This is a genomic window from Winkia neuii subsp. neuii DSM 8576 (genome assembly GCF_000420405.1).
Classification (GTDB): domain Bacteria; phylum Actinomycetota; class Actinomycetes; order Actinomycetales; family Actinomycetaceae; genus Winkia; species Winkia neuii.
The window spans coordinates 56,439-67,811 of the sequence record NZ_ATUW01000007.1; the positions used below are offsets into that span (position 1 = coordinate 56,439).

Here is an 11,373-nt window from a genome sequence, read left to right on the forward strand (position 1 = left end):
TCCTACAGTGTCCCTAGTCCGACCGAAGCCAAGTATTCGCGCGTTTTTATGGCATTCGGTAGCGGAAAATCCGGCTCGCAGGGGTAGCAATCCTGCTCGCATACGCAGTAGATATCCCTATCCAGTTCGGCGAGGGCGTCTACCAACTGCTTCATGTCCGGGGCGCCGGCGGGGGGACGTACCGCCGCTCCCTTTGCTACGGCCTCGCCAAATGGCCAATCTTCTTCGTGGGCGCGCTTCGAAATTGCCACGTCGAAAGACTTTATGTGCACGTAGGTGATTCGCTCCGGGTACTTGCGCACCATTTCAATTGGATCGCCGCCCCCGTACACGATGTGGCCGGTGTCGAGGCACAGGTTCACGTATTTTGGATCGGTCGCTTTGAAAATGCGATCTATGTCTTGTGGGGTTTCTATGTGGGAATCCCCGTGGGGGTGCAACACCATTTTGAGCCCGTATTCGTCGAGCAACATTTGACCTAGTTTGTTGGCATTTTCCACGTAGAGCTTCCAAGCGTCCGGGCTGAGGACGCGCTCGTCAGTCCACTGCCAGGTCTTGTCGTCGCGGTAGAGCGGGGGCAGGTGGACGATGTATTCGGCTCCCACTTCCGCATGGGTTTCTGCGATGGCGCGGAAGGTCTTTTCGGTTTCCGGCCAGGCCTCGCGCTTGTGCAAAATGCCCCAACCTGTGCCGGCTACAACTTTGAATCCGAATTCGTCGCACCAGCGGGTGAGCTCTTTGGGATCTGTTGGGAAGTAACCGTAGGGGCCGGTTTCTAGGATTTCAAACCCGGCTTCGGCCATTTCTTTCATGGCCTGGCGAGGTTCGATTTGTTTTTCGTCGCGTGGGAACCAAACGCCCCACTGGTCGGGGCAAACGCCGATCGCCAGCTTGGAGTATTTGGGATCGGTCAGATTTCTTGCTTTAGAAGTCATTTCCTCTCCTTTCCTTGGGCTGGGCGCCGCTTCGTTGAAGCGCCGCGTCGTCGTCGACGTCACAGCCCAATACTATGTTCTTTTGATATAACAAACAACCCTATTAGTTGTTTGTTTCACGAGAAGCGTTTCTGTAACTGCTCCTCGACCTCCTCTAGGGAGTACATCTTGGTCTCGGGCACAATCTTCCAGTAGAAGAGGAAAGTACCTATGTTGATGAGGCCGAAGATCAGGTAGGTCTTCGACCCTCCCAGAAATTCCATCATCGAGGGGAAGACTAGCGCCACTATGCCGTTGAACAGCCATAGCGCCCCCACCGAGATGCCCTGGGAGACGCCGCGGATCTTGGCGGGGAAGATTTCCGCCATGAGCACCCAGCTAACCGTCCCCGCCTGTTTAGCGAACACGAAGAGCGAAACTACCAGAACGACGAGCCACGGAATGAAGGCTGGAATAGCCCCGCTAATATTTCCTGACGCGTCGGTGTAGGGCTCAATTCCGAAGTGGAAGATCGCCGAGAGCGTGAGCAGTGAGGCGGCGATGCCCGCCTCTTGGCTCATTCCCACGTGCCGGCGCATGAACTTGCCTACAAGCCACATGCCAACCAGGGATCCAACCGCGGACACAAAGCCGGTTATTACATTCAAGGTAATGGCATCTGAGGTGGCAAACCCTGCCGAGTGCAAAATCTTGGGCATGTACCACATCGCCGTGTTGATGCCCGTGAGCTGATCCCCTATGCCAAGAACAATGCCAATGTAGATGATGCGCCGCGTCCACTTGGTTTTGAAGGCCTGCCCCATTCCCCATTTTTCTTGGGCTTCGTCAGCGCGTTCGAGGTCGATCATTTCACAAACCTCGTCGGCCACCTCTGCGTCGCTGTTGCGCAGGCGCTTCATGGCTGCGATTGCCTCGTAGTAGCGCTTGCGCGCCGCGTACCACCGGGGCGATTCCGGCATGAGGCGCATGCCCAGCCAGAGCGCAATAGCGGGAATGGTGGCGAGCACCAGCATCCATCTCCAGGCGTGCCCGTTACCTTCCAATACGGCTACGTCCGCCATATTTTTCAATATGTCCCAGCTAACTACATCTCCGCGCTGGTAGGTGCCCGAGGGATCGTTGCCAACTACTGCCTGCGGAGCCTCGTTGTAGTGAGCAATCACCGCATTCATCGAGTAGGCAACGAACTGGCCAAACACGATCATGAACTGGTCTAGGGCCACAATGGGGCCGCGAATAGCTTTGGGGGCGGTTTCCGCCAAATACAGCGGCACAGTCGAGGACGCACCGCCAACTGCCCAGCCCAAAATAAAGCGGAATGGGTACAGCACGAGCACGTTCGGCGATAGCGTACAACCGACCGTACCCAAGCAAAACATAAAAGCCAAGAACAAAATGGAGCGGCGCCTGCCAATGCGATCGTTTATTTGCCCCCCAAAGAATGCTCCGAATGCGGCTCCAAAAGCCAACACGGCAGTCACAGCCCCCTCGGAAAAGGCGGTTAGCGCTAACCCTCCAGCTGCGTGGGGAAGGTACATGTAAGGCAGGGCTCCCGCGATAACCCCGGTGTCATAGCCAAACAGAAACGAACCAATGGTAGCTACGACCGCAAGTACAACTGGGGCGCGGTGCTTTCCGCTGGCCTTTATACTGCCTACGAGGCGCCTTACCTCCGACTTAGCAGGCACCCGCCCGTCCGGCAGCTGAGCTCTAAAATCAGACATCTTCGTCCTCTCACATATGCCACAACTGCGCGAAGCTACCTGCAGGCGCCGCGCCTACATGGGATAGCCAAGGAGCGCAACTGAGCTGACTAGATCTACTGCCAATTAGCCTAACAATATTTTTCATTTGTAACTACATTTTTACGTATAATCTTAGTGGGAAATTCTTTAACAAGACGGTCCGCGCCACCAAGTTCAGCTAATTTACCGCTTGGCTAGGCGGATAAGTTCCAGTTATACTATGTCCCAGTTTGCCGCTTCAATTTTACAAAGCACCCTTTGAGCACCAACGTGCCCACGCCTTGGAGACATAGGTGAATCCCATTCAAAGGCAAATACTGGAGGTAAGTAGATCATGCCGGGAACAGCTCCTGCGGCACCACAGATCCGAGTAGACCACTCGCTGCCTGTACCGCTATACCACCAAATCAGCGAACCCTTGCGCAAACTCATCACTAGCGGAGAACTCGAACCGGGCACCCGTCTAGAAGACGAACTCTCAATGGCGAAACGTCTAGGCGTATCCAGGCCAACCGCTAGGCGAGCCCTGCAAAACCTTGTAGATTTGGGGCTGGTAATCCGCAAACGGGCAATCGGCACAATCGTTGCCCCCAAAGCTATTCACCGCGACCTGGAACTTACCTCGCTATTCGAAGACCTGAACAGGGCCGGTAAAAAACCCACCACAAAGGTGCTTCAGTACGCTATTGAAACCGCCCCCTCCCACGTTGCCGACGCCCTCGGAATAGATCAGAACGAACCGGTCACCCACATTCGCCGCCTGCGCCTGGCAGACGGGGAACCCCTAGCCATCATGACCAACTACATTCCTGTGGACATCGCTCCCCCGCCGGCAGAACTAGACAAGCATGGGCTCTACCAGGCAATGAAAAACCATTCTTTCCAGGTGCGCACCGCCCACCAGAAGATCAGCGCGCGCAAAACCACGCAAGCTGAATCCGAGCTATTAAAGGAATCGCGTGGGGCAGCTGTACTGACAATGGAGCGCATTGGTTACGACGCCGAGGGGCGCGCCATCGAGTATGGAACCCACGTCTACCGGGCATCTTTGTATTCCTTTACGATGAATTTAACCAATAATTAGAACAATTTGTTATGACAAAGGATTGACGTATTGTCCTAACTTTGATTACTATTGTCATTGTTCACACGGAGCCGCCAGCGCAGGCGCTCCGATCCTGACTATTACCAGGAGATTCAATGACGAAGGAATACACCCCCGGGCCGCTTTACGAAGCCTCCCAGAAGACTAAAACAGCACTCTGGAACGACTCGTCCGACCTCCACGAACTGAGCGAATCCATCAAGATGGGCGGGGTGGGCGCAACCTGCAACCCCTCCATCGCTCTGAACACCCTGAAGGCCCACCCGGACGTGTGGGAACCCCACATCAAGAAGCTGGCCGAGGAAATGCCCACGGCCACCGAAAACGAGATCGGTTGGAAGACCGTCGAAGACATGTCTATCGAAGCTGCCAAGCTTTTGGAGCCAGCCTTCGAGGAATCCAAGGGCAAGAACGGGCGCCTGTCGGTGCAGACAACTCCCGCCAACTACCGCAACGCCGAAAAACTAGTTGAGCAGGCAGTCCACTTCTCTGAAATGGCTCCCAACATCATCGTGAAGATCCCCGCCACGGCCGTGGGCATCGAAGCGCTAGAAGAGGCCACCTACCGCGGAGTCGTCTGCAACGTAACCGTTTCCTTCACCGTCCCACAGGCCGTCGCAGCCGGCGAAGCCATTGAGCGGGGCCTGAAGCGCCGCGAAGAAGAAGGCAAAGACATTTCGAAGATGTGGCCCGTAGTAACCTTGATGGTCGGCCGCCTCGACGACTGGATCAAGATCGTTGCCGAGCGCGAACGCCTAGTAATCGATCCCGGCCACCTAGAATGGGCCGGCATCGCAGCAATCAAGCGTGCCGCCGCCGAATTCGAAAAGCGCGGATTGCGTTCGCGCATGCTCGCCGCGGCCTTCCGCAACGTCAACCACTACCTAGAACTCGTCGGTGGCGACCTGGTAGTCTCCCCGCCGTTCAAGTGGCAAAAGCGCATCAACGATGGCGGAGCCGAAATGGTGGAACGTTGGGACGCTCCCGTCCCCGAGAACATCATGAAGACCTTGCTGTCCATCGACGAATTCCGTCGCGCCTACGAGCCCGACGGCATGAAGCCGGAAGAATTCCTGCACTTCGGCGCCACCGTTCGCACCCTGCGCGGCTTCCTAGCCGACAACGCGAACCTGGACGCCCTCGTCCGCGACGTCATTCTTCCGCAGCCGTAACCAATTCTGCGAAGGGGCTGATTTCGCTAACACACCACGCGGTGGAATCAGCCCCTTCAGCATTTTCAAAAAGTCCCTAACTCCACTTCACCTATAAGGAGAAAAAATGATTAACTTTGGTCTAATTGGGGCAGGCCGAATAGGACAGGTTCACGCCCGTTCCCTAGCCGCGCACCCGAACGCCCGTCTAGTGGCAATCGCTGACCCTGTAATCGAAGCGGCCGAAAAACTAGCAAAGTCCTACGACGCCCGCGCAGTGGCGGACGCCCAGGAGCTGTTCGACGCAGACGACATCGACGCCGTAATCATCGGTTCACCCACCCCGCTGCACGTAGCTCACATTACTGCTGCGGTAAAAGCGGGCAAGGCCGCCCTCTGCGAAAAGCCAATCGCCATGTCTTCAGCAGACGAAGCTGAGCTGCTAAAGGGAATTGAAGGCTACGAAGCCAAGGTGATGCTCGGCTTCAACCGCCGCTTCGACCCCGCTTTCGCAGCAGTGCGCAAGGCCGTAAACGACGGCAAGATCGGTGGCGAAATTGAACAGCTAACTATCATCAGTCGCGACCCGGCCGCACCGCCAAAGGAGTACATCGCAGTATCCGGCGGAATCTTCAAAGACATGACCATCCACGACTTCGACACTGCCCGCTTCATGCTCGGCCCAATCAAAACCGTGCAGGCAGTCGGCCAGAACCTGGATCCAGAACTTGCCGACACCGGCGACTTCGATGCAGCAGTAATCACCCTAATTGCCGAATCTGGCGCCGTCGCTACCATTACCAACTCGCGCCACTGCTCCTCCGGCTACGACCAACGCCTGGAAGCCTTCGGCAAAGACGGGGCCCTGTTCGCCGAGAACATTCGCCCCACCACCGTGCGCTTTTCAAACAACGAAGTAACCGACGCTCAAGACGTCTACCTGGACTTCTTCCTAGACCGCTACGCCGACGCCTACGCCCTCGAGTTGGGGCACTTCATCGACGCGCTCGAAGCAGGCGAAGAAATCTCGCCCTCCATAGCAGACGGCTTCGCCGCCCTGCGCATTGCGGAAGCCGCAGAAGAATCCGCACACAACAATTCCAAACCAATAACACTCGCATAACTCAAAGAAGGAACAGACATGAAAATCGCCGGAGCCCCCATTTCCTGGGGCGTATGTGAAGTCCCGAACTGGGGATACCAGATGAGCCCGGAGCGCGTGCTCACCGAAATGAAAGAAATTGGCCTAACCGCAACCGAATTCGGCCCCCAAGGCTGGCTGCCCGTTGAAGCGCAGGCCCGCGCCGAGGCCATTTCGAAGTTCGACCTAAAGCCGGTTGGCGCATTCTTCCTAGCCATCATGCACGATCCCAACTACGATCCTATGCCGGCCGTTGAAAAGGAACTCGAAGCCTTCCGGGTAGCCGGTGGCGAATACTTGATCCTGGCCTGCGATTCCGGCCGCGAAGGATACGACGACCGTCCAGTTCTGGACGACGAAGGCTGGAAGACCCTCTTCCACAACTTGGACCGCATCAAGGAAAGGGCCGCCAAGGATGGCGTTACCGCCTGCGTGCACCCGCACTGGGGCACCATGATGCAGAACGTCGAAGAGGTCGAAAAGATGATGGCAGAATCCTCCATCGGGCTCTGCCTCGACACCGGCCACCTGGCGGCCGGTGGCGCCGACATTGTGAAACTGACCCAGAAATACGCCGACCGGGTCGACATTGTCCACGCCAAGGACATCCACAAGGATATGACCGACAAGTTACTCCCCCACGAGTTGACCTGGTCAGAAGGCGTCCGCGCAGGCATGTTCGCTCCCATTGGCGAAGGCGACATCGACTTCCGCGCGGTGGTAGATGCTCTGAACGAAGCCGGCTTCGACGGTTACTACGTCCTAGAACAGGACATCATGATCGACGAAGAGCCCCCAGAAGGCGAAGGCCCGATCGAGATGGCTCGCCGTTCTTACAATGCCCTGAAAGCCCTGGCCTAGTTTGCGCTAACTAGTCCATCCCATATAGGCGCGCCCCGGGTTTCACTGTCCTCCCGGGGCGCGTCACTTTAAAGATTTTCCCTGCTAACCCGCTGAAGGCCCTGCCCGGTCTTTACCAAGACAACTTCGCTAGGGGCCTCGGGCCAGCCAGGGTTGAAGGAGCAGATTTACTACTCGACCTCGCTCACTGCGCGCGGGGCCTTCGAACGCACCACATAAATTGCGTACGCCAAAATTACCGCCAGACAAAATGCCGGAACCAGATAGCTGAAAGCAGCAGAGGTCTTGTCTAGCACCCACCCCTGCACCATGGGCATCACGGCCCCTCCTAAAATGGCCATGACCAGGCCAGCAGCGCCAAACTTCGTGTCGTCACCCAGCCCCTGCAACGCTACTCCGTAGATAGTGGGAAACAGCAAAGACAGACAAGCCGACAATGCCACGACGCATACCGCCCCCACAATGTTTCCCGAAAGAACCGCCACCAAGGTAAGCCCCACTCCCAATGCACACATGGCCGCCATCAACCTACGTGCATCAAACTTGCCCATAATCGCAACCATGACGAAACGGGAAACCAAGAACACGCCTAAAGAACCTTGCAGCCACCAACCGCCCTGCGTATCCGAAATACCAAGCGAACCGGTCACGTAGTGCAGGGTGTAGGTCCAAATGCAAGTCTGCGCCCCCAAATTGAAGAACTGGGCAACCACCCCAAAACTGTAGTGCTTATTTTTCATAAGGCGCCAAAAGCGGGACTCGTGCGGATCGCCCGCCACATAGCCGCCCTCGGATGCGGCTTGGCCTGCCCTAGCCGCCGACTTGGTAAACCAAATGCCCAACAAAATTGCCACGTACACTACCGCCAACAAAATGTAAGGCCCCATCACCGCCTGCAACTCGGCAGACTGGGTGGCACGCAACACCTGCGGGCTCATGGAGGCGCGCTCCGCTGGGGTGGCTGGGCTTATGTAGGGCAGAATAAACGTAGCCGCCATGAAAACCCCTAGGTTCGCCCCAATAGGATTGAATGCCTGCGCAAAATTTAGGCGCCGGGTCGAATTCTCCTCCGGTCCCATAGACATCACGTACGGGTTCGCGGACGTTTCCAAAATAGACAGGCCGGAAGCAAGCGTAAAGAGGGCGGCAATAAAGACCCCAAAAGTCATGGCCTTAGATGCCGGGTAAAACATCAAACCGCCCGCAGCCGCCAACCCCAAGCCCACAAGCACGCCTGCCTTGTACCCCAAGCGCGCATTTAGAAAAGCTGCGGGTAGCGCCAAAAAGAAGTACGCCCCATAGTAGGCCGATTGCACCAGAGAAGACTGGAATGCCCCCATCGAGAACACCGACCCAAAAACCTTCACCATGGGGTCAGTCATAGTGGCGGCCACTCCCCAGGCGGCAAAACACACAACCATGAGGGCAAACGATGCCCCCGCGCCCTCGTAAACGATTCCCAATTTTTTGCTTTGGGTAGGTGAGGCGGCGATCTGGCTCATGTACGTACCCTTTGTCCGATTACACCGACAAGGTCAAACTTTCGCACACGGTTTGCGATTTTTAAAGATAAATGCCGCCTATACCACATCCGCATTTTCTATGAGGAGCGCTACAGGCGGCCTTACCTTTTCCTTCGTGGGACCAAAGCACCAGGTCAAGCCAGGTGCCAGTGGGCTCCGTCAGCACCGTCTTCGACTACTATGCCGGCGGCCTTTAGTTGGTCGCGAATAGCATCCGCGCTAGCCCAATCTTTTTCAGCCCGAGCTTTCGCGCGCTGGCTAATGAGTTCTTGCACCAAAGCATCTAGGGCGCCCTGCTGGGAATCTTCAGCTTGTGCCCCACCCCACTGGTCGCCGGCCGGGTCGAGGCCGAGCGTGTCGAGCATTGCGCGCACCGACAGCACTATCTGCCTCAGCCTTTCCTTGTCCCCATTTTGTAGGGCAGCGTTGCCTTCGCGCACCTGCTCGTGTACCGCCGCGAGCGCCCCGGCTACGTTCAGGTCGTCGTCCAGAGCCTGCGCAAAAGCATCTGTTACCGGGATGGACTGCAGCTTTGCCGAGGACGATTCCGGCTTGTACCAGTGGCGCCAGACCTGGTCCCCACTCGGCGCCTCGACGCCCTCGAGCACATCCCCGCCCAAAGCCTTTTGAGCCCTGGCAACAAAACCAGCCAATTTCTGCCAAACCGCGTCGGCTGCCTGCAGGGATTCTTCGGAGTATTCGACCGTAGAACGGTAGTGGACCGTACCCAAGGTGAAGCGAACCAGCACCGCCGGGTACTGTTCCAAAATGTTCTGCACAATTAGGGAGTTGCCCAAAGATTTAGACATTTTCTCGCCTTTAATGGTGACCCAGGCGTTGTGCATCCAGCGCCTAGCGAAACCGTAGCCAGCCCCGTGGGACTGAGCCTGTTCGTTCTCGTGATGCGGAAAACGCAGGTCTATTCCGCCGGCGTGAATGTCGAATTCGTCGCCAAGGTAACGCCGCGACATGGCTGAGCATTCCAGGTGCCACCCCGGCCGGCCTTTACCCCAGGGGCTGTCCCATTTGGCCGTTTCCGGTTCACTGTCTTTAGCTGCCTTCCAGAGGGCGAAGTCGCGTGGGTCGCGTTTGCCGGCTTCGACCTCTTGGTCGATCTGGGATTCGTCCTCGGTAGTGGAAAGGTCTTCTAGGCGCTGGTGAGTTAGGGAACCGTAATCCTTTAGCGAATGCACGTCAAAATAGACGCTGCCATGGCCGTCACTGTAGGCATGGCCCGCGTCGATAAGGCGCTGCACCAGGGCGATTTGGTCGGGGATGTGGGCGGTAGCGTGTGGCTCGTAAGTGGGCGTGAGCGTGCCCAGGTCCCGGTAGGCTTTGGCAAATTCTTGCTCGTACTTGTAGGCGTGCGCCCACCAGGGCTGACCCTCCTCTTGCGACTTGGTCAGAATCTTGTCGTCAATGTCGGTAACGTTGCGCACGTAAGTGACCTTGTACCCCGAGCGCAGGAACCAGCGGACCGCAACGTCAAAAGCGAGCGCGGAGCGCATGTGCCCAATGTGCGGGCTTCCTTGCACCGTTGCCCCACACACGTAAATACAAACCTGTCCCGGATTTACGGGCTCGAAGGGTGTTGTCTTACGGGTCTTGGAGTCATGTAGTTTCAAAGTCACAATCCAAGTGTATCGAAGCAGACAGCGACGCGGTTAATATAGGGGGCATGCAGTGCTCCTACTTTGATGCAGGAAAATGCCACTCGTGCACCCTGATGGGCACCCCCTATGAGGCCCAAGTAGTCTCTAAACAGGCAAAAGTTTCCGCTCTGCTCCCGAAGGTGGATTTTTGGGATACTCCTTTCTGCGGACCTGAGCGCGGATTTCGCAATAAGGCAAAGTTGGCTGTGGGACGAAAGGGCCGCTCCGGCCCCTACCAGTTGGGCATTTTGGCGCCCGGCGGGGGCGTGCAAGATCTAACTGCATGCGGCCTTTACGAACCGCCTATAAGGGCGTCCTTCGCTCCCCTTAAGAGGGCGTTAGCCAAAACCGATTTGAAGCCTTACGACCCCGCCACCCACAAGGGCCAGCTGCGCACGGTAATCGTTAGTACAAACCCTGCCGGCGAACTGCAAGTACGTTTTGTGTGCCGCACTGCCGCCTCAATCGTGCCGTTGCGGCGCGCCCTCGCCGGCTTGCAGGCTGAACTGCCCAACCTGGTTGCCGCCTCCATCAACTTGCACCCCCGCCACGTAGCCTTGCTGGAAGGCGACGAAGAGGTGCCGCTTACCGAGGGCGCCCGGCTGACAATGCCCGTAGGCGTGGACCTACAACTGGACCGACGCAGCTTCTTTCAAACCAACACCACAGTTGCCCGCGCTCTTTACGCGCAAGCCCGCCAATGGGCAGGCCCGCCTACTGGCAAGGCGTGGGATCTCTACTGCGGGGTAGGCGGCTTCGCCCTCACCCTAGCCAAGGCCGGGTGGGAGGTATCCGGCGTCGAAACGATAGCCTCAGCAATAGGCTGCGCTCGCGACGCCGCTGCGGCACAAGGATTACCAGCAAAATTCCAGATCGGCGACGCAACCGACTGGGCACTAGCACAGACTGAAGTGCCCGCCCTCGTTGTGGTAAATCCGCCCAGGCGAGGCATAGGCCAAAGGCTAGCCACAGTTCTAAATGAGGGCGGCGCCAGCCGCATCCTGTATTCGAGCTGCAACCCGAAGACACTCGCTAAGGATCTGGCGATATTAGACAATTATCGGCCGACCAGGGCGCGCATGTTCGATATGTTCCCACAAACTAACCACGTCGAGACTGCCGTAATGCTGTCGCGAATTGTTTAGCCACGCATTTATTCGACAGCGGGGCATATCTCTCCGGGGCGGCGTCACATTTTCTAATCAATTTGGCGAATACTTTACCTAAAATACCGCAACGTACGCCATGGTAGACACCGCA

The 11,373-nt window shown here is 57.1% G+C and carries 9 protein-coding genes; 5 read left to right on the forward strand and 4 right to left on the reverse strand.

The window, feature by feature from the left end:
* Positions 1–2 precede the first annotated feature (2 nt).
* Positions 3–935, reverse strand: coding sequence for a TIM barrel protein (locus G437_RS0107585; RefSeq protein WP_024331963.1), 933 nt, complete (start codon positions 933–935; stop codon positions 3–5).
* A gap of 116 nt (positions 936–1,051) precedes the next feature.
* Positions 1,052–2,659 carry an MFS transporter gene (locus tag G437_RS0107590; protein ID WP_024331964.1) on the reverse strand — a complete coding sequence of 536 codons (1,608 nt, stop codon included), beginning with the start codon at positions 2,657–2,659 and terminating at the stop codon, positions 1,052–1,054.
* 355 nt (positions 2,660–3,014) lie between these two features.
* Between G437_RS0107590 and G437_RS0107595 the strand changes: the two genes are divergently transcribed.
* From G437_RS0107595 to G437_RS0107610, 4 genes are all read left to right on the forward strand, one after another.
* A complete protein-coding gene (locus tag G437_RS0107595) occupies positions 3,015–3,764 on the forward strand; it encodes a GntR family transcriptional regulator (RefSeq protein ID WP_024331965.1) in 750 nt (249 codons plus the stop codon).
* 116 nt (positions 3,765–3,880) lie between these two features.
* The gene (locus tag G437_RS0107600) at positions 3,881–4,957 is read left to right on the forward strand and encodes a transaldolase family protein (RefSeq protein ID WP_024331966.1); all 1,077 of its coding nucleotides are present in this window, start codon (positions 3,881–3,883) and stop codon (positions 4,955–4,957) included.
* Between the two features lie 106 nt (positions 4,958–5,063).
* Positions 5,064–6,059 carry an inositol 2-dehydrogenase gene (iolG, locus tag G437_RS0107605; RefSeq protein WP_024331967.1) on the forward strand — a complete coding sequence of 332 codons (996 nt, stop codon included), beginning with the start codon at positions 5,064–5,066 and terminating at the stop codon, positions 6,057–6,059.
* Positions 6,060–6,077: 18 nt separating this feature from the next.
* Positions 6,078–6,938 (forward strand): sugar phosphate isomerase/epimerase family protein, encoded by an 861-nt coding sequence (locus G437_RS0107610; protein ID WP_024331968.1) that lies wholly within the window; start codon positions 6,078–6,080, stop codon positions 6,936–6,938.
* Between the two features lie 170 nt (positions 6,939–7,108).
* Here the strand turns inward: G437_RS0107610 and fucP are convergent, their stop codons facing one another.
* Together fucP and cysS are read right to left on the reverse strand one after the other, a co-directional pair.
* Positions 7,109–8,440 (reverse strand): L-fucose:H+ symporter permease, encoded by a 1,332-nt coding sequence (fucP, locus tag G437_RS0107615; protein WP_024331969.1) that lies wholly within the window; start codon positions 8,438–8,440, stop codon positions 7,109–7,111.
* 155 nt (positions 8,441–8,595) lie between these two features.
* Positions 8,596–10,092: a cysteine--tRNA ligase gene (gene cysS, locus G437_RS0107620; RefSeq protein ID WP_024331970.1), complete on the reverse strand. Its 1,497-nt coding sequence runs from the start codon at positions 10,090–10,092 to the stop codon at positions 8,596–8,598.
* Between the two features lie 47 nt (positions 10,093–10,139).
* Between cysS and G437_RS0107625 the strand changes: the two genes are divergently transcribed.
* On the forward strand, positions 10,140–11,258 hold the full coding sequence (locus tag G437_RS0107625; protein ID WP_024331971.1) for a methyltransferase domain-containing protein: 1,119 nt from the start codon (positions 10,140–10,142) through the stop codon (positions 11,256–11,258).
* The last annotated feature ends 115 nt before the right edge of the window (positions 11,259–11,373 follow it).